Origin of the sequence: Micromonospora sp. NPDC049107 (assembly GCF_040648595.1) — a bacterium.
Taxonomy (GTDB): Bacteria; Actinomycetota; Actinomycetes; order Mycobacteriales; family Micromonosporaceae; genus Micromonospora.
The window spans coordinates 315,558-333,355 of sequence record NZ_JBEZEC010000005.1 but is presented as its reverse complement, the minus strand read 5'-3'; the positions used below and the strand labels follow the sequence as shown (position 1 = coordinate 333,355).

Below are 17,798 nucleotides of genomic sequence, written 5' to 3'. Positions count from 1 at the left end.
GTGGGTGACTTCATGGACAAGGCCAAGGATTTCGCGGACAAGCACGACAAGCAGGTCGATCAGGGCATGGAGAAGGCCGGCGACATGGCCGACAAGCGCACCGGCGGCAAGTACGGCGACCAGATCGACAAGGGCGTCGACCAGGCCCAGGCGCGTACCGGCGAGGGTGATCAGGTCCGCTGACGTAGTGGACGTGTCCCGGGCCGCCGAGCGTTCGGCGGCCCGGGACTGTCGTGTGCGGAGCGTACGCCGATCAGCGCTGCTGCTGCTCGCGTAGCTCGTCCATCGAGGTCGGCCGGTCACTCAGCGCGTCACGCATCCGGTCGATCATCCCCGTGCCGGGGGCGAGCAGCTTGTTCGCCGGTGGGTGGTCCGGTGCGCTCGGGTGCGGGCGGGTCGGCGCGATCTTCTTGAACGCCGTCACCTTGCCGGCCAGCTCGACCATCTCCTCCCGGGCGGTGGCGGCGCGCAGCCGGGGGAAGAGGTCCTTCTCCTCGTCCTGCACGTGGTGACGGATGGTGCTGGTCAGCTGGGCCAGCAACTCGTCGAAGCGAGGGTCGGACGGGTCGACCGACTCCAGGTCCTTCATCGTGCGCTCGGCGTCGGCGTGCTCGGTGATCTCGTGGTCGGCGATCTGGTCGCCGTCGGGCAGCGCCTTGCGGGCCGTCGGGTAGACGTACGCCTCCTCGGCCACGGCGTGCCGGACCAGTTCGGCGATCACCACGTCGGCGAGCTGACGGCGGTACTCGGGCGTACCCTGTCGTGTTTCCAGCTCGACGAAGAGGGTCTCGACCGCACGGTGGTCGGCGACGAGGAGGTCGACGACATCCTGCTCCCCGGTGCTGTGTGGACTGCTCATCTGGGCCCCTTACCGGTTGCGGATCGGTGGGTGTGCGGCCCCTGGTACCCCCCAGCGATCGAGCAAACCTACGATCGCCGATGAATCCGCCCCCCGGTGACGGCTGGTGCCGCCGGGGCCGCTGGGAAGCGCGGGGCACGACGGCACGATTGACCGCGCTTCCCGGGGGTAACCGCCGCCATGACCGACGACCGTCCAGCCGCCGACCGCGACCAGTCGCGGCTCGACGAGGCCGCCGAGCGCAGCGGCCGGGCGGTCGAACGGGTGCGGCACCGCAGCGGCCAGGCGGGCCGGGTCCGTGCCCGGCAGTGGGAGGTCACTGTGGTGATCGCCGCCCAGGCCGGGCTGGCGGCGGCGCTCGCGGCCCTGATCGCCAAGCACTTCCTCGGCCCGGGTTCGCACGTCTTCGCTCCGGCCGCCGCCGTCGGTACGATCGCCACCGCCATCGGGCAGCGGGCCCGACGCACTTTCGAGCTGCTGTTCGGCGTCGGACTGGGCATCGTCATCGGCGACACGCTGCGCTTCTTCCTCGGTTCGGGACCGTGGCAGACCGGGGTGGTCGTCGGCCTGGCCATCGCCACCGCCCTGCTGGTGGCCGGGAAGGGCGGCCCGCTGGTCGGTCAGGCCGGCGGTACCGCCGTACTGATCGCCACGCTCGCTCCGATGGACCGGGGCCTGGAGGTGCCCCGGATCTTCGACGCGCTCGTCGGTGGGGTGGTCGGTCTGGTGGTGGTCGCGCTGTTGCTGCCGGTCAACCCCATGCGGGTGCTGGACCGGGCGGCGGCGCCGATCTTCACGGTCCTCGCAGAACAACTCGAGAAGCTGGGGCAGGTGCTCCGGCAGCGCGACAGCGATGGGACGAGACACGTCCTGGAAACGCTGCGCGGCACCGAGGGGGATCTGAGTCGATTGCACGACGCGCTGAGCGGCGCGGAGGAGGTGGTGACGATCGCGCCGGCCCGTTGGCACCGCCGCCAGCAGTTCCACAGGTACGCGCGCAGCTCGGAGCACCTCGAACGGTTACTGCTGGACAGCCATGCCCTCGCCCGCTGGTCGACGACCGCTCTGCAGTACGACGAGCCGATCCCGCCGGAGCTGCCGAACGCCATCGGGCGGTTGGGACAGGCGGTGACGAAGATGCGGGCGGAGTGCCGTACCGGCGGCGATCCACGGCGGACCCGGAAGCTGGTCGAGGAGTGCGCCGAGTTGGCCGGCCAGGCCGCCGCGAGTGGAGTCCGGTCGTTCGGCGACGCGATCGTCACCGGCCTGCGTACCGCGTCGAGCGACCTGCTCCGGGCCTGTGGCTACGACCCGGACGACGCCAACCGGATCGTGCGCCGGGCGGCCGGCGCCGGCGAGTCGGCCATCGCCCCGCCGGCCCGGCGTGAGCTGCACCGCGCCCCGCCGACACGGGCTATCCGCGCGCGTCGCCGGGCGCATCTGGCCAACCGCAGACGGAACGACCGGGCCGGCCCCTCCGCGCGGGAGAGGCCGGCCCGGTGAGCATCGGGTCAGGAGGAGTAACCGCGCTCGGCGATCCAGTTGGCGACCTTCGGCAGGCTCATCCAGTACTCGCCCAGCGCCGGGTCGGCCGGGTCGGCGACCCGGATGAGGTCCCCGCCGTCGCGGTAGCCGACAAGCGTCAGGTAGTGGCCACCCTCGTACGAGTGCGGGTTGCCGTCGGTGTCCACGGTCGTGCCCTTGATGTTGGCCACCACCGGGCGGCCGGCGTCGATCGCGGCCAGGACATCCCGGCGTAGCTGCTCGACCTGGTCAGGGCGGGCCACCGAGTCACGGATCTCGGTGGTCCGGTAGTGACCTCCGGTCAACTCGTTGAGCACGCGGGTGGTGTCGAGGGCGGACGGGGTGCCCGCCTCGGTGGTGCCGAGCAGCTTGGCCACGTCGTCCTGGGAGAGCGCCTTGCCCTGGGCCGAGAGCGCGATGCGGGTGGCGGCGGGGCCGCAGTAGAAGAAGTTCGGCTGTGCCTGGTAGTCGACGTCGAGGACCCGCTCGGCGCTGCGGCTGGTCTGGCTCGACGAGGATGGGGCCGCCGGCGCGGGGGCTGCCTGCGCGGCGACGGCGGGGCCGAGGGCGCAACCGCCGGCGACCAGCAGGCCGACGACGGACAGGCCGCTCTTCTGCACGATCGGGTTCATGGTCGAGTCTCCGTTCGGGGGTAGCCGCCTCCGTGGCGGTCTCGGCCGTGGTTACCGGGGACGTAACGGCCCTGCTCCGGGCGGCATTCCGCCGCCGGCTGCCGGTGCGGGCGTCGCGACCTGGCGTAACGACCGCCGACGGTGGGGGATTCCGCGCGCAGGGTGGCTCACGTTCACTGACCGGCAGCGGGGCGCGAATACGACACAGGCGACGTAACGGACGTCAGAGGCTGCCGAGTAGTCCCGTCACAGTGATCTCGATGACGACGCGCTCCGGATTCGGACGCGGGGTCCGATAGCGCTCGGCGTACCGGCGCTCCGCCTCCGCCACGCAGGCCCGGTCCGATCGGAGCACCGCCCGGCCCTCGATCGTCAGCCAGCGACGGCCGTCCACCTGGCAGACGGCCACCGGAGTGCCCTCCGGCCCGGCGGCGGCCACCTGCCGAGCCTTGCGGGACGTGCCGGAGGTGATCACGCGGGCCAGCCCGGCCACCGGATCGAGGGTGACCCCGACGGGTACCACGTGCGGGGTGCCGTCGGCGCGCAGGGTGGTCAGCGTCGCGAGGTGCCGCTCCGCGCAGAACGCCGCCACCCGGTCGTCGTGGATGTCCAGTCGATGATCACCGGCCACGTGCGTCCTCCGTCGTGTGCGCCAAAGCTGATCATCGTACGGAGCGGGTGCGGTCCGGGGCCGACGGGCCGTCCGGCTGCCCGGGCAGACGACGGCCCGCCGCCCGGCGCTTGTGGACGAGCCGCGTGAGGTAGATCAACGCGCCGGCCAGGACGCCCATGTCGTCCAGGTAGATCGGGTCCGGGAGGATGTCCACCGGGAAGATCGTGTAGATCAACGCCCCGTAGAAGGCCACCTTGCCGCCCGCGCCGAGCCCGGTGAGCAGCCGCCTCGTACGCACCACACGCACCGCCAGCACCACCGCGCCGACAAGTGTGGCGAGCGCCAGGATGCCGGCGATCACCACGAGGACCCACGACTGTCGGGACATGCCGTCACGCTAACCCACCGACGCCGAACCGGCCCGGAACGCCCGTCCCGCGCGACTCGTGCGAGCCGCTCCTCCGGGTCAGAACACCGGCACCGCCGCCCGACCACGGGCGACCACCGCGTTCTCCCGGGTCTGCTCGGCGGCCGGCCGGAGGACCTCGCTGAGCGGCAGCACCGAGGCCGACTCCGCCGTGCGCCGTCCGGTGGCCGCGTGGACCTCCGCACGGAGACTGCGCGCCGCCGCCACGGCCAGCTCCGCGGCCCGCCACGCTGCCTGCTCGGTCTCCACGGCGGCGGCGTGCTTGGCCGCCAGGTTGTCGCGGACGGCCCGTTGCAGCACGAGCTCCTGCTCGACGGGGTGCAGCCGCGGATCCCAGCCGTCCCGGTGGGCGAAGACGTCACTGAGTTGCTCCACCGACAGTTCCCGCCGCCAGTACGCGTCCAGCGCGGCCCGGTGCAGGTAGCGCTCGCGGTCGGCGTACTCGGCGGGAGTCCGGGCGGTCTGCGGCAACGGCATCGCGGCTGCCGCGCCGAGCCGCCGTACGCCCGCCTCGGCCGTCTCCAACGCCTGCCAGGCCGCCTCGACGGTCTCCTGCGCGGCCACCCACTCGGCCCGTCGGCGCTGGGCGGTGGCGGCGGCGCGTTCGGCGGCCACCGCGATCTCCTGCGCGTAGCGGCGCTGTTCCCGCTGCTCCTGCACCTGTTCGAGGTGGCTGGGCATGGCCGCGTCGCGGATGCGGGCGGCCGGGTCGAGGCGGAGGCGGAGGCGGCCGGGCCGTACCAGGAGCGCGGCGACGGCGAACACGACCACCCCGAGCAGGCTCAGCCAGATGGCGGCGGCCCGGGGTACGTCGGGCAGGACGGCGGAGAGGACGGTCTGCATGATCAGCACCTCGCGGTCGAATGACGGTGTCGAGGGATGGGTCCCGACCGGAACCGCCCGTCGCTTCGACGCGTCGGGCTCGGGGTGGTCGGGGTGAGCTGTTCCGATGGCGGGCCGGGGCGCAGAGCCGTCGCTGGGCTGGCGTGCCCGAACGGGCGCGGCTGCGCGTCGGGCACCCGGACGACGACCCGGAGGTGGGTCAGACGAAGCGGCGGGTGACCTGGCGGACCGGGGTCAGCGCGCGGGAGGGCCGCGTCGGGGCGGGATGCCGCGACCGGGCACGCCGGCCGGAGCGTGCTCCGTGCCCACGAGGACCGGACCGGCGGGCGCGGCGACCGCGTCGGCCGGCGTGGCAGGGGCCGGCCGGCTCGTACGCTCGGTGGTCGGTGCGGTGTCGGGCCGGACGGTGTCCACCCGGCTGCTCACGGCGGTCGGGCGCAGTTGCGCCTCCGCGGGCGGCGGGGTGGCGGCGAGGGCGCCGCCGAGACCGACCGCGAGCACCAGCGCGGTGACCGCCAGCCGGGTCAGCTCCCGTAGCGACCGCAGCACGGCCCAGCGGGCCGGGCGGACCAGAGCTACGGACGACACCCGACCAACCTATCGCCCGGCGGGGCGCGGCGCAGCACGACGGTGGGCACAACGGGAGTGACCACGACCACCGTGAGCACAGTGGACGGTGCCGACCAGCGGTCGGGCGGCGGGCCGAAGCACGTGACCCCGCCGGAGTGGGTCCGGCGGGGTCACGTGGGGTCGTGTGCGGTGGCCGGCGATCAGCCCCCGGTGCCGAGCACCGGCGGCGCGGCGTCCCCGCCGTCGCCCCACACCATCTCGTCCTCGGTGAGCCAGGTCAGCCGGTCGTCGGACTCGTCATCCTCGGCACGGCCCCGACCGCCGAGCACTCCGGGACGGCCGTTGCCCGTCAGGCCCTGCCGGCCGGCCGCGGCGGCCCGACCGGGCTCACCGCGCCGGCCGTCGATGCTCCGCCCCACGCCGCTTGCCGAACGGCTCTCCGCCCCGGCGGTGCCGCCGGTCGGCCGGGCCGACGTGGTGGGAGTGCTGCCGGAACCGGCGAGCGCGGAGGTGCGCAGCACCCCGCCGGCCGGTGCGCCGCCCGGTGCCCCGAAGAGCAGGCCCGGGCCGCCCCCGGCGCTCGCGGGCAGGGTGGTCGGCCCGGACAGGCCGGCCAGTCCGGCCGCCCCGCCGGCGAGCAGGGCCCCGCTGACCAGCGGGTCCGCGCCGGCGAGGGAGGTGCCCGCCGGGTCGCTGGCGGCGCCCTCCGGCCCGATGACGACGACCGACGTGCCACCGTCGTGGCCGGGAACCGAGTCACCCCCGGCGGTCGGCCCAGGAGCCACGCCCTCGGGTGTCGCGATCGTCGCGTCGCCCCGGTGCGCGGTGAGACCGGTGGCGATCGGAGCGCGGGACGGCGTCGTGCTGGACGGGCCGCTGCGTGGCGTCGGCCGGTCGTCGTTGACCGTGCGCGGCGTCTCCGGATGCGGCGGAGGCGGGTCCACCACCCGGTCGTAGGCGGAGAGGTCGTAACCGGCGGCCAGCTCGGCCACCAGGTTCACCATCCGCTGGTGGGCCTTCTCCTGCTCTTCCTTGTCCTGCTGGTGGCCCATGATGCCGCCGACCACCGCGCCGGGCAGGCCGAAGGCGGAGCCCTTGAGCACGCCCGAGATGGCCTGGTCGTTGTCGTCGGTCTCCTCGGGGCTCTCCGCCTTCTTGTGCGCGGTGCGCAGTTGGCCGGCCATCATGGTCAGACCCTGCTTGACGCCGGACATGCCCTCGCCCAGGGCATCGGAGTGGTCGACGATCAGCGTCAGCCGCCGCTGGAACTCCCGGCCCGCCGGGCCCGTCCAGGTGTTGCCGAGCTTCTCGAGGTCGCCGCTCAACTCACGGCCGAGACCGTCCAGGATGCCCTTGAGGGCGGCCCACTGGGCGGCGACCCCTTCGATCTGCTCCGGCTTGCCGACCATCACCGCGTCGTACAGCTCCTGGTGGCTCCGACCCTGGTAACGCTGGGTGTACTCAGACACGCCCGTCCCCCTTCGGCTGCAACGCCCGGTCGACCCCGGTCAGCGCCGCGGTGATGTCGGTGGCGTTGGCCGCGTTCCGCGCCTCGGCGGTGCGGTAGTTGGCGAGGATGGTGCCGGTGGCCTGCTGCGCCGCCTGCACGGCCTGCCGGAGCCGTTCGGCCTGCTCCACGTAGGACTGGTGGACCTCGCTGTAGCGGCGCGAATTCTGGGTTGCGTCGGTGAACGAGCCCAGGGCCGGCGGAGTGCACTGCATCTCGGTGTTGAGCTTGCGTAGCACCGACTCGGCCTGACTGAGCCGCATCGCGAGGTGCTGGTGGAAGTCCTCAAGGGACAGCAGGTCGACTTCCGTACGCCCGGTCATGGCAACATCCCCGTCGTTCTGGTTGACAACCGTCAGCGGATCCAGGTTAGTCCACCTCCGCGAGCCGGGGCGACCCGTATGAACCGCTCAGTCGTCGGTGCCGGTCGATACCTCGGGAACCCAGCCACCGGTGCCGCCACTCGCCGGGGCGCTCGTGTCGGGCGTCGGCGAGCTGGACTGCGAGGGCGGCTGCGACGGCGGCGTGGTCGCCCCCGCGTCACCCGGCGCGAACTGCGCGAGCGCGGACTCCTGGTCCAGGGTCGGCCCGGTCGGGATCAACGCGAGCAGCGAGCCGGGCACCGCCAGCGGGGTGACCCCGTCGTAGCCGAGGGCGGACCGCGCCTCGGGCGAGCCGAGCGGGTACCGGACACCCTGAGGGCTGATCAGGTAGACCGTCGTGCCGGCGGCACCGGAGCCGCTGGTGCCGGCACCGGGCGCAGCCTGGGCCAGTACGCCCTTGCCGCCGGGCAGCAGCACCGACTCGGCCGTGCGCACCGCGTCCCGGGCGCCCTGGCGTACCGGTACCGAACCCGGCTCGGTGTCCGCCAGCTCCGCCGGCACCCGGTCGAAGACCTCCAGCGTGGTGGTCGGCGGGCCACCGGCGGTGCCCTCCCGGTACGTCGCGCAGAGCAGCGTCTGTCCGGCCCGGGCCGGATACAGGGTGGGCAGCGTCCTCGGCATCCCGTCCGCGTCCACCCGCTGCTCCGTCAGGAGACGCCCGGCCTGATCGGGCGTGATGTCGGTGATCCGACCGCCGCCACTGATGAGCAGCAGCGCGGTGATCTCACTGATCGAGACGAGACCCTCGCGCGCCAGCACGTAGTGCTGCCCGGCCGCCTGGAAGACCTGGCCGATGGTGGCGGGCCGGCCGGCCACGCTCAACCCGCTGCGCTCACCCAGACCGGGCAGCGACGGCTTGCGCAGCGGCGGTCCGGCCGGTACGGCGTTGAGGAGCTGCTGCCCGACCGGCAGCGGAGCCGTACCCGTCATCCGCAGCGCCGCGACGGCCTGGTCACCGCCCCGCACCTCCAGTCGGGAGTCGGCGGCGAGCAGGTGCCGCTGCCCGTCCACGGTGACCAGCACCGCGCGGTCACCGAGCGGCGTACCGCCGGGCAGCGCCCGATTGATCACGACGCGGGTGGTGGAGTGGCGCGGGTCGACCGGGTCGGGCACGTCGCAGACCGACCACGGCAGACCCGTCAACGACTTGCGGTCCGGCAGCGCGTCCGGGGCTCCGACGATGCCGACGGTACGGCCGCGTGGCCGGTCCCGCAGCGACGCCTGCGACATGGTGCGCACCGTGGGGTCCGGCTCGTTCAGGATTAGCCGCGCGGAGGTGTAGTTGAGCGTCGGGTGCAGCTGCCCCTGGGCGTACACGTAGGTGGCGCCGGTCTCCCGCTCGATGACCAACGTGTTCTCGTCCAGCGGTGCGGTGTTCCCGGTCAACTGGCCGTACGCGCCCACGCCACCGAGGACCACCGCGGCGGCGATCACGCTGCCGAAGACCGCCATGCCGAGCCGTCGCATCGGCAGGTTGGTGGTCTCCGGATCACCCGACAGCAGCGCGGAGACGATCCGGCGGGTGACGAAGCGGTACGCCTGCACCTGATCACGGCGGGTCCGCATGACTTACCTCCGGCGGGGTGGATCCGCGACGATGTCCTCGGGGTGCCGTCGCGGGCTTCCCTACGATAAGGGGCCGACGGCCGGTCCTCGGGGCCACCGCCGGGCCACCCCGCGGCTCAGGGCCATACCGTCCAGGAGGGACAGTCAGCGATGACGCAGGTTCAGGCGCCACCCGCGGATGCCGCCGTGCGGCCGTCCGGCGTTCCGGCGCGGGTCACCGCCGCGGCCGACCGGCCGGGCCGGGGGCGCATCGGTCCGCTGCTGGTCGGCCAGCTCGTCGTACTCGAGGTCTGTGCCGTCGCCGTCTGGGCCGCGACGGCCGGTCCGACCTGGCTGCTCGCGACGGTGGCTGTCGTGGCGGCGGTGGTCGTGCTGTCCGCGTTCGCCCGACGTGGTGGTCGCTGGTGGTTCGAGGACGTGTTGCTGCGCCGCCGGATGCGTCGCCGACGTGAACGGGCCGCCGCGGCCCTGGCCGGCGGGACGGCCGCAGACCCCCGGCTGGCCGCGCTGGCGCCCGAGCTGGGTGTGATCGAGCTGACCGACCGGGGCACCCGGCTGGGCATCGGGCAGGATGACCAGGGTTGGTTCGCGGCGGTCGCGTTGCAGCCGGCCACCGGCGCCGCGGTCGGCTCGGTGGAGGCGTCGACCGTCGACCGGGCGTTGCGGGTGCTCGGGGACTTCTCGGCGCCGGTCTCCCGAGCCCAGGTGGTCGCGCACACCCTGGTCTGGTATCCGGCTGCGGGCGCGCCACCGGCCGCACACCGGACCGTCTGGGTGGCGCTGCGGCTCACGGTCCGCGACGCACGGGTGGAGACGGTCAGCCGGGGCGGCGGTCTGCCGGGCGTCCACCGCACGCTGGCCGCCGGGATCGGCCGGTTGGGCAAGGCGTTGACGGCGGCCGGGCTGGCCCACCGGCCGCTGGGCCGCGACGAGCTGCGCGCCGCGGTGGTCTCGGCTGCCGGACTGGACCTGGTGCCCGAGCCACCGACGGAGACCTGGTCGGGGCTGCGTGGCGGTGGTTGGACGCACCGCTGCCTGACCCTGCGCGCCCGGCCGGGCGCGCCACTCGGCCCGCTGGTGGACGCGATCACCGCCACGTCCGCGCCCTCGCACACGGTGGCGGCCACGGTGTCGCCCGACGGGCGCGTGGCGGCCCCGCTGCTGCGGGTCGCGGCCATGGACAACCACGTCGAGGCGCTGGTCAAGGTCGTCGGGGACATGGCGCAACGGGCCGGCACGCCGGCCCGGCCGATGGACGGCCAGCACGGGCCGGGCGTCTACGCCAGCGCGCCGGTCGCCTCGGCGCTCGGCGGAGTCGGCCGCCGACAGCCCCGCTGACCGTTCCTTCCGGGCCCAGCCCGGCAGGCGCATCAACCTGCAGTCAGTCGCCCAGGAAATCTAGTCTCGAAAGACTAGATTTCCTGGGCCGGGCCAGTTAGTGTTGTCCCCGTTGACGAGGAAGATCGGTTGAAGACGCCGACGTAACAGGCCGAGCGTCGAAGCAGGGCCCGGAAGTTCTCGGGGCCCGCTCGGTAACCGCGGTGGAACCACATCACCGCGTGCAACATGGCACGTGCACGACAAGACCTTGACGTAACTCCAGGTCAGGGCAACCGCAGGCAGGGCCGATGCAATGTTCGGGGCTCCGCCTGACGCGGCAGGGATCCGCCGCACATGCTCGGGGCCAGGAAGTCGCGTGGGGCTCCGGCATCGACGGACAGCACAGTAGGTCGGTTAAAGCAGAGGAAAGGGAGGGTTTGACGCCGTTGGATCGCCCGCCGTCGGGACGTAGTTCCAGTTCTGCGGTGGACACCGTAATCACTTTGAACGCGAGGTGGTCTCCGGTCACGCTTATGCGATCCTCGCACCGCCTGCTGATGACGGCATGGTGCGGAAACGAGAACCCGACGAACCTGTCGGTAGATGGTGTATTCAACCCGTAACCCTGGGCCCCGGCGCGACATGCGCCGGGGCCCTCGTTCACGAAGAAGGAATGTATGGCCCAACCCGACGACATGCTCAACGATGACGACTACCCCGCCTACACCATGGGCCGGGCCGCCGAGATCGTCGGCGCCTCGCAGGATTTCCTGCGCCGCCTCGACGAGGCGAAACTGATCGTCCCGTTCCGCTCCGCCGGCGGCCACCGCCGCTACTCCCGATACCAGCTGCGCCTGGCCGTACGAGCCCGGGAGATGGTCGACCACGGCACCGCTCTGGAAGCCGCCTGCCGGATCATCATCCTCGAAGACCAGCTGGAAGAGGCCCTTCAGCACCACCGCGACCACGTATGCCGCCAGCAGGGCGGCGCCGCCTGACCCGCACGCTGCACGGTCCTTCTCGGGGTGGAGAAGGACCGTCTGCCGCCAAGGCGGCAGAACGAGATCAACGGGCGGTCGCGGTCTTCGCTGAAAACTACGGCCGTCCCGTCAGGGGCGCAGGTTGACGATCCAGTCGTACATGCCGCAGACCCAGACGGCGAGCGGCACCAACGCGATGATCAGCAGGATCTCGACGATGTCGAGCAGCCGACCCCACACCGGTGAGATCCGCTTGCCGGCGACGGACAGGCCGTAGATCAGGCTGACCACGGCCGCCAGCAGCAGCCCACCGAGGATCAGGCCGAGCCGGACCGCCAGTGCGCCGCCCGCGAAGGTCGCGGCGGCCGCCAGGCCCAGCCCGACGGTGCCGGCGAGCAGCACCGGAACGCGCTGCGCCCGGCCCAGTAGCGGACGCGCCCGCAGCAACGACAGCAGGGCCAGCACCAGACACAGCAGCACGGCCGCCAGCCTGCCGTCCAGGGCCAGCACCACCTCCGCGCCGAGGACCAGCAACGACAACGTCCACAACAGAGCGGTGAGGAACGCGTCGGCGCGGTCGCTGCGCTCAAGCACCCGCCGCCCGTCCACCGTCTCGCTGTCGGTCTTCAGGTCGTCCGGACCGGTGGGGATCGACGGCACCGGCAGGCGGGCCAGCCGGTAGGCCACCATCGGCAGCGCCGGCACCAGGCCGAAGGCGACGGCCGCCACCACCGCGGCGCCGGCTGCGGCGTCGATGCTGAGGAGCAGGCAGAGCAGCGCGCCCACGCCGGCCCCCGCGCCGAGACCGATCGCGGCGAAGAAGAGGGGGTACCGGTCGTCACCGACCGCCAGCACGGCCACCGCCCCGGCGACCACCACGGCGGTGGCCGCGAGCAGGACGTGTGGGCTGGCCAACTCGGTCAGCTTCCGGTCCCCGGCGAGCAGCAGCAGGCCACCGGTACCCGCGTAGAGCAGCCCGGCCATCGCCAGCACCGAGCCCGTCCGGCTGTCGCCCATGGCCCGGGCGAGCACCGCCGCGCCGACCAGCAGCGCCACCGCGACCAACAGGGCGGCCAGCGCGGCGGGCAGGTGCGGAGGGCCGGTGAACAGGGCCGCCACCGCGCCCGCGCCGAACGCCGCCGCGGCGAACAGCACGGCGAACGACCGGGTCGCGTCGACCTGCCAGGAGCCTGGCCGTTGCGTGGTGGCGGTGGCGACCGCGTCCACCACGTCGTCGAAGACGATCTCCGGGGCGGCTGCGGAGCGCGGGTTGAAGTACAGCACCTCGCCGTCGCGGACACCGAGCTGCGCGGCGGTACGACCACCGTCCAGCGGCGCCGAGCCCAGCCGGGACAACGCCCAGCCGCCGTGCCGCACCCCGTCGTCGGCCAGGTCCTCCCCCGCGTAGCGCAGCAGGGTGGGCAGCAGGTCGGCCATCGGTACGTCCGAGGGCAGCGCCAGGTCCATCCGGGTACGGGGGGCCACAATGGTGATCCGGCTCAGACCGCCGGTCGCCGACTTCGTAGCCACAGTGGCCTCCTGGTGTCCATCTATGATCAGCGGGCCGCGGCGCCACGGTGCGGGTGCACCGCGCCCACGGGAGATTACCTACGATGACGGGCACGTACAGTGCCCACCCGCGAGCTTCGCGTCGCGTCGGCACGACGGCAGGGCCGCTTCTGGGGAGGAGACAGCCGTGAGCACGGTGGTGTTCCGCCGACCTCCGCGTCAACCGGGGCCGGCATTGCCGCGTGGCGAGGTGGTGCTGGAGTCCCCGCCCGAGCTGCCCGAGCCGACACCGCGCGGGATGGGGCAGCTGCTCATGATCCTGCCGATGGTCTGCGGCGTCGGCGCGATGGCGTTCCTCTACGCCGGTCGGGGCAGCGGCATGATGACGTACGTCGCCGGTGGCCTGTTCGGAGTGTCGATGCTCGGCATGGCCATCGGCTCGCTCGGCAACGGCGGCAACGACAAGGCCGAGCTGAACGCCGACCGCCGCGACTACATGCGTTACCTGGCGCAGATGCGCAAGCGCACCCGTCGTGCGGCTGCCCAGCAGCGGGACGCGATGGACTGGCGGCACCCCGAGCCCGACGCGCTCTGGTCGATCGCGGCGTCCCGTCGGCTGTGGGAGCGTCGGATCACCGAGCCGGACTTCGGCGAGACGCGGATCGCGATGGGCCCGCAGCGGCTCGCCGTGGAGATCGTCCCCCCGGAGACCAAGCCGGTCGAGGACCTGGAGCCGATGAGCGCCATCGCGCTGCGCCGGTTCGTCCGCGCGCACACCACGGTGCCCGAACTGCCGACCGCGCTGTCGGTCCGCGCGTTCAGCCGGGTGGTGCTGCGCGGTGACCGGGACCCGGTGCTCGACCTGACGCGGGCGGCCCTGGGCCAGCTCGTGACCTTCCACGCCCCCGACGACCTGGTGGTCGCGGTGGTCGCCGCGCCCGACCGGCAGCCGATCTGGGAATGGGTGAAGTGGTTGCCGCACGCCCACCACAGTGGCCGGACGGACGCCGCCGGAGCGCGTCGTCTGGTCTTCGCCAGCCTGGCCGAGGCCGAGGAGTCCCTCGCCGCCGAACTGGCCGGGCGACCCCGCTTCGCGGCCGAGGCGAAGCCGCTGACCACCGCGCCGCACCTCGTCGTGGTGGTCGACGGTGGCGAGATCTCCCCGACCTGCCAACTGGTGGGTCAGGGTCTGCTCGGCGTCACCCTGATCGACCTGTCCGGGACGGTGCCGCGCGACGCCGGCCGCTGGTTGCTCTGCCTGGACGCGGGCGACGGCAACGCGCTCGACCTCATCCGGGGCAATTCGACCTCGCGTCTCGGCCGGCCCGACCGGCTCTCCGCCGAGGCGGCCGAAGGGCTGGCCCGGCAGATCGCGCCGTACCGGCTGTCGCAGCAGCAGACCAGCAACGAGGAGCCGCTGGCCCGCAGCATGGAGCTTCCGGACCTGCTCGGCGTCGGCGACGCCGCGGCGGTGGACGTACACCAGACGTGGCGGCCGCGCGGTCACCGCGACCGGCTGCGCATCCCGCTGGGTGTCGGCCCGGACGGCAACGTGGTCGAGCTGGACTTCAAGGAGTCCGCGCACGAGGGCATGGGCCCGCACGGCCTGGTCATCGGCGCGACCGGTTCCGGCAAGAGCGAACTGCTCCGTACGGTGGTGGCCGCGCTCGCGGTGACCCACTCGTCGGAGGAGCTGAACTTCGTCCTGGTGGACTTCAAGGGCGGCGCGACGTTCGCCTCGTTGGAGGCGTTGCCGCACACCAGCGCGGTGATCACCAACCTGGCGGACGAGCTGCCGTTGGTCGACCGGATGCGTGACGCGCTCGCCGGCGAGATGGTACGGCGGCAGGAGTTGCTGCGGGCGGCGGGCAACTACGTCTCGCGGTTCGAGTACGAGAAGGCGCGTGCGGCGGGGGAACCGTTGGCGCCCATGCCGAGCTTGTTGATCATCTGTGACGAGTTCAGCGAGTTGTTGGCCGCGAAGCCGGACTTCATCGACCTGTTCGTGATGATCGGCCGATTGGGTCGGTCGTTGGGCGTGCACCTGTTGCTGGCCTCGCAGCGGCTGGAGGAGGGCAAGCTGCGGGGTCTGGACACCCACCTGTCGTACCGGATCGGGTTGCGGACCTTCTCGGCCGTGGAGAGCCGGATCGTGCTCGGCGTACCCGACGCGTACGAGCTGCCGAGCGCGCCGGGGCACGGTTACCTGAAGACGGACACCAACACCATGCTGCGGTTCCGGGCCGCGTACGTCTCGGGGCCGTACCGGGCGCCCGGCCAGCAGGCCTCCACGTCACAGGCCCTCGTGCAGCGCCGGATCGTGCCGTACGGCGTCAACTTCATCCCCGCGCAGGTTCCGCAGGTGTCGGTGGACACCGCGCCGGAGCCGGAGCAGCCGACCGACGGCAAGGCCGTGGCGATGTTGGACGTGCTGATCGAGCAGCTCAAGGGGCGGGGCCGACCGGCTCACCAGGTGTGGCTGCCGCCGCTGGCCGACCCACCGGGCCTGGGCGAGCTGCTCGGCCCGCTGGCCGTCGACCCGACCTACGGGTTGTGCACGGCGTCCTGGCCGGGCCGGGGACGCCTGACGGTGCCGGTCGGCGTGGTGGACCGCCCGTACGAGCAGCGCCGCGATCCGATGATGGTCGAGCTGGCCGGCGCGGGCGGCAACGTGGTCATCGTGGGCGGGTCGCTCAGCGGCAAGAGCACCATGCTGCGGTCGCTGCTGGCCTCGTTGGCGCTCACCCACACGTCCCGCGAGGTGCAGTTCTTCTGTCTGGACTTCGGCGGTGGCGCGCTGCGCAGCCTCGAACGGCTGCCGCACATGGCCGGGGTGGCCGGGCGACGGGACGTCGAGGCGGTGCGCCGCACGGTGGCCGAGGTGGTCGCGGTGCTGGACGACCGGGAGACACGCTTCGCCCAGCACGGCATCGACTCGGTGGCGAGCTACCGACGTCGGCGGGCGGCCGGCGAGTTCGCCGACGACCCGTTCGGCGACGTGTTCCTGGTGGTGGACGGCTGGAACACGCTGCGCCAGGACTACGAGGAGCTGGAGCAGACCATCACCACGCTCGCCAACCGGGGCCTCGGCTTCGGGGTGCACGTCGTGCTCACGGCGGTGCGGTGGGCGGAGATCCGGATCAACATGCGGGACCTGCTCGGCACCAAGCTGGAGCTGCGCCTCGGCGACGCCGCCGAGTCCGAGATCGACCGGCGCTCGGCGATGAACGTGCCGGAGAAGTCGCCCGGTCGCGGCCTGACCCGGGACAAGCTGCACTTCCTGACGGCCATCTCGCGGATCGACGGTCGGCGCGACATCGAGGACCTGAGCGAGGCGTCGATCGCGCTCGCCGGACACGTGGCGGCGAACTGGCCGGGGCGTCCCGCGCCGAAGGTACGGCTGCTGCCGCGCCGGCTGCCGGTGCCCGAGCTGGCGCGCATCATCGACCGGTCGGCGCCCGGCCTGCCGATCGGTGTCAACGAGTCGGCGCTCGCGCCGGTCTACCTGGACCTGGCGAACGAGCCGCACCTGACCGTCTTCGGCGACGCCGAGTGCGGCAAGACCAACCTGCTGCGGCTCATCGCCCGGGGCATCACCGAGCGGTACACGCCCGCCCAGGCCCGGCTGGTGATCGCCGACTACCGGCGGGGCCTGCTGGGCGCGGTCGAGGGCGATCACCTGCTCGACTACGCGCCGTCCAACCAGGCGTTCGCGCAGGGGCTCGCCTCGATCCGCAGCGCGCTGTCCAACCGTCTGCCGGGCCCGGACGTGACCACCGCCCAGTTGCGGGACCGCAGCTGGTGGAAGGGTCCGGACCTGTACATCCTGGTCGACGACTACGACCTGGTCGCCTCCGGTGGCAGCAACCCGCTGAGCGCCCTGCACGAGCTGCTGCCGCAGGCCCGGGACATCGGCCTGCATCTGATCATCACCCGCCGGGTCGGCGGCGTGGCGCGGGCGCTCTACGAGCCGGTGCTGCAACGCCTGCGTGAGCTGGATTCGCCCGGTTTGCTGATGTCCGGCAACCGGGAGGAGGGCGCCGTGTTCGGCACGCTGCGTCCGAGCCCGCAGCCACCCGGTCGGGGCACCCTCGTGCGGCGGCGCGACGGTCAGCAGCTCATTCAGACCGCCTGGTCCGAGCCGGCCTGATCGAGCCGTCCGGGTGGTCCGTACGGGTCGTCCCACCGGTCCGATCCACCATCATCCATCGAACCGTCCCGGTCAGGGCTGCGGTGGCTGGACGGATTCCGCTACCGTCTCTGGTGGAGTGTCCGTCGGTGGGGTGTTGCTGCCTTGCCGCGGGGGAGAGGCGCGGCAAAGCCGCAGCCACACAACATGACGGAAGGGTGTGAAGCATGGCGTTCGAGGTCTCAGCTGCGAGTCTGCATACTGCCGCGAGTGACGTGCGGTCCACGCGCAGCGAGGTCGACGGTGAGCTGAAGAAGCTGTGGAACGTGGTCGACGACCTGGCCATGGCGTGGAAGGGTCAGGCGTCCACGGGGTTCCAGTCGCTCATGGCTCGCTGGAACGAGGACACCGTGAGTCTGCTGACCGCGATGGACAACATCGCGGACCTGCTCGACAAGTCGGGTACGACGCACCAGGTCAACGACGAGGAGCAGCAGCAGATGCTGGACAAGTTCCACTCTGCTCTCAACCCGTGATCCGTAGCCAGCAGAGGAGGAAAACGTGACGATCAAGGTTGACTACGCGGTCCTCGAGAGCAGCAACCAGCAGATGCAGGCCATCTCGAAGACCATCGACGAGAAGCTGGACACGCTGCGGTCGATGCTGTCCAAGCTCGAGTGGGAGGGCGAGGACCGCACCGCCTACGAGCAGCACCAGGCGAAGTGGGACTCGTCGGTCCGGGACATCAACCGGATCCTGAACGAGATCGGTGGTGCCGTCGGCATCGCCCGCGAAAACTACGTCTCCACCGAGATGAGCAACTCCAAGGTGTGGGGCTGACACAATCACCGATGCGGCTCCGGTCCGGCTCGACCGGGCCGGAGCCGCATCGTGTTGGCGTCGGCGAGATACGGGAGAGCGATGCGTACGGGGAAG

Annotated in this window: 17 protein-coding genes; 7 read left to right on the top strand and 10 right to left on the bottom strand. The window is 72.5% G+C overall.

The annotated features are described in order from the left end of the window. On the top strand, positions 1-183 hold the full coding sequence (locus tag AB0B55_RS15235) for an antitoxin (protein ID WP_357123983.1): 183 nt from the start codon (positions 1-3) through the stop codon (positions 181-183). A 70-nt stretch (positions 184-253) separates the two neighbouring features. Here AB0B55_RS15235 and AB0B55_RS15230 read toward each other — a convergent pair whose 3' ends face one another. Then, positions 254-859 carry a hemerythrin domain-containing protein gene (locus tag AB0B55_RS15230; RefSeq protein ID WP_357123986.1) on the bottom strand — a complete coding sequence of 202 codons (606 nt, stop codon included), beginning with the start codon at positions 857-859 and terminating at the stop codon, positions 254-256. Between the two features lie 180 nt (positions 860-1,039). On the opposite strand from AB0B55_RS15230, the gene AB0B55_RS15225 reads away from it, so the two are divergent. After that, positions 1,040-2,362 (top strand): FUSC family protein, encoded by a 1,323-nt coding sequence (locus tag AB0B55_RS15225; protein WP_357123989.1) that lies wholly within the window; start codon positions 1,040-1,042, stop codon positions 2,360-2,362. Between the two features lie 8 nt (positions 2,363-2,370). Here AB0B55_RS15225 and AB0B55_RS15220 read toward each other — a convergent pair whose 3' ends face one another. The 8 genes from AB0B55_RS15220 to eccB all read right to left on the bottom strand — a co-directional run bounded on the left by AB0B55_RS15220 (position 2,371) and on the right by eccB (position 8,924). After that, positions 2,371-3,015 carry a C39 family peptidase gene (locus tag AB0B55_RS15220; RefSeq protein WP_357123992.1) on the bottom strand — a complete coding sequence of 215 codons (645 nt, stop codon included), beginning with the start codon at positions 3,013-3,015 and terminating at the stop codon, positions 2,371-2,373. A 223-nt stretch (positions 3,016-3,238) separates the two neighbouring features. After that, positions 3,239-3,646: a pyridoxamine 5'-phosphate oxidase family protein gene (locus AB0B55_RS15215; RefSeq protein WP_357123995.1), complete on the bottom strand. Its 408-nt coding sequence runs from the start codon at positions 3,644-3,646 to the stop codon at positions 3,239-3,241. Positions 3,647-3,677: 31 nt separating this feature from the next. Next, positions 3,678-4,016 carry a YkvA family protein gene (locus AB0B55_RS15210; protein WP_357123998.1) on the bottom strand — a complete coding sequence of 113 codons (339 nt, stop codon included), beginning with the start codon at positions 4,014-4,016 and terminating at the stop codon, positions 3,678-3,680. A gap of 78 nt (positions 4,017-4,094) precedes the next feature. Beyond that, the gene (locus AB0B55_RS15205) at positions 4,095-4,898 is read right to left on the bottom strand and encodes a hypothetical protein (protein ID WP_357124001.1); all 804 of its coding nucleotides are present in this window, start codon (positions 4,896-4,898) and stop codon (positions 4,095-4,097) included. A 234-nt stretch (positions 4,899-5,132) separates the two neighbouring features. Then, positions 5,133-5,486, bottom strand: a complete 354-nt coding sequence (locus tag AB0B55_RS15200) for a hypothetical protein (protein ID WP_357124004.1) — start codon at positions 5,484-5,486, stop codon at positions 5,133-5,135. 182 nt (positions 5,487-5,668) lie between these two features. Continuing rightward, complete coding sequence (locus AB0B55_RS15195) at positions 5,669-6,937, bottom strand: hypothetical protein (RefSeq protein ID WP_357124007.1); 1,269 nt, start codon at positions 6,935-6,937, stop codon at positions 5,669-5,671. Next, positions 6,930-7,298 carry a hypothetical protein gene (locus tag AB0B55_RS15190; RefSeq protein WP_357124010.1) on the bottom strand — a complete coding sequence of 123 codons (369 nt, stop codon included), beginning with the start codon at positions 7,296-7,298 and terminating at the stop codon, positions 6,930-6,932. The genes AB0B55_RS15195 and AB0B55_RS15190 overlap by 8 nt, the downstream gene beginning before the upstream one ends. Before the next feature lie 87 nt (positions 7,299-7,385). Next, a complete protein-coding gene (eccB, locus tag AB0B55_RS15185; RefSeq protein ID WP_357124013.1) occupies positions 7,386-8,924 on the bottom strand; it encodes a type VII secretion protein EccB in 1,539 nt (512 codons plus the stop codon). Between the two features lie 150 nt (positions 8,925-9,074). Between eccB and AB0B55_RS15180 the strand changes: the two genes are divergently transcribed. Together AB0B55_RS15180 and AB0B55_RS15175 are read left to right on the top strand one after the other, a co-directional pair. Continuing rightward, positions 9,075-10,262 carry a type VII secretion protein EccE gene (locus tag AB0B55_RS15180; protein WP_357124016.1) on the top strand — a complete coding sequence of 396 codons (1,188 nt, stop codon included), beginning with the start codon at positions 9,075-9,077 and terminating at the stop codon, positions 10,260-10,262. 659 nt (positions 10,263-10,921) lie between these two features. Beyond that, complete coding sequence (locus tag AB0B55_RS15175; protein ID WP_357124019.1) at positions 10,922-11,242, top strand: MerR family transcriptional regulator; 321 nt, start codon at positions 10,922-10,924, stop codon at positions 11,240-11,242. Positions 11,243-11,353: 111 nt separating this feature from the next. Here AB0B55_RS15175 and eccD read toward each other — a convergent pair whose 3' ends face one another. Next, the gene (eccD, locus tag AB0B55_RS15170) at positions 11,354-12,754 is read right to left on the bottom strand and encodes a type VII secretion integral membrane protein EccD (RefSeq protein ID WP_357171969.1); all 1,401 of its coding nucleotides are present in this window, start codon (positions 12,752-12,754) and stop codon (positions 11,354-11,356) included. A gap of 166 nt (positions 12,755-12,920) precedes the next feature. On the opposite strand from eccD, the gene eccCa reads away from it, so the two are divergent. The 3 genes from eccCa (at position 12,921) to AB0B55_RS15155 (ending at position 17,702) form a co-directional block, all read left to right on the top strand. After that, entirely contained in the window at positions 12,921-16,883 is a 3,963-nt protein-coding gene (eccCa, locus tag AB0B55_RS15165) for a type VII secretion protein EccCa (RefSeq protein ID WP_357171968.1), read from the top strand. A 206-nt stretch (positions 16,884-17,089) separates the two neighbouring features. Beyond that, a complete protein-coding gene (locus tag AB0B55_RS15160; protein ID WP_357124028.1) occupies positions 17,090-17,398 on the top strand; it encodes a WXG100 family type VII secretion target in 309 nt (102 codons plus the stop codon). Positions 17,399-17,423: 25 nt separating this feature from the next. Beyond that, a complete protein-coding gene (locus AB0B55_RS15155) occupies positions 17,424-17,702 on the top strand; it encodes a WXG100 family type VII secretion target (RefSeq protein WP_007454922.1) in 279 nt (92 codons plus the stop codon). Positions 17,703-17,798: the final 96 nt, after the last annotated feature.

Coding starts and splice junctions, on each gene's coding strand:
- AB0B55_RS15230 (WP_357123986.1), bottom strand. CDS start 859: ATGAGCAGTCCACACAGCACCGGGGAGCAGGATGTCGTCGACCTCCTC.
- AB0B55_RS15175 (WP_357124019.1), top strand. CDS start 10,922: ATGGCCCAACCCGACGACATGCTCAACGATGACGACTACCCCGCCTAC.
- AB0B55_RS15225 (WP_357123989.1), top strand. CDS start 1,040: ATGACCGACGACCGTCCAGCCGCCGACCGCGACCAGTCGCGGCTCGAC.
- AB0B55_RS15160 (WP_357124028.1), top strand. CDS start 17,090: ATGGCGTTCGAGGTCTCAGCTGCGAGTCTGCATACTGCCGCGAGTGAC.
- AB0B55_RS15220 (WP_357123992.1), bottom strand. CDS start 3,015: ATGAACCCGATCGTGCAGAAGAGCGGCCTGTCCGTCGTCGGCCTGCTG.
- AB0B55_RS15190 (WP_357124010.1), bottom strand. CDS start 7,298: ATGACCGGGCGTACGGAAGTCGACCTGCTGTCCCTTGAGGACTTCCAC.
- AB0B55_RS15205 (WP_357124001.1), bottom strand. CDS start 4,898: ATGCAGACCGTCCTCTCCGCCGTCCTGCCCGACGTACCCCGGGCCGCC.
- AB0B55_RS15210 (WP_357123998.1), bottom strand. CDS start 4,016: ATGTCCCGACAGTCGTGGGTCCTCGTGGTGATCGCCGGCATCCTGGCG.
- eccB (WP_357124013.1), bottom strand. CDS start 8,924: ATGCGGACCCGCCGTGATCAGGTGCAGGCGTACCGCTTCGTCACCCGC.
- AB0B55_RS15180 (WP_357124016.1), top strand. CDS start 9,075: ATGACGCAGGTTCAGGCGCCACCCGCGGATGCCGCCGTGCGGCCGTCC.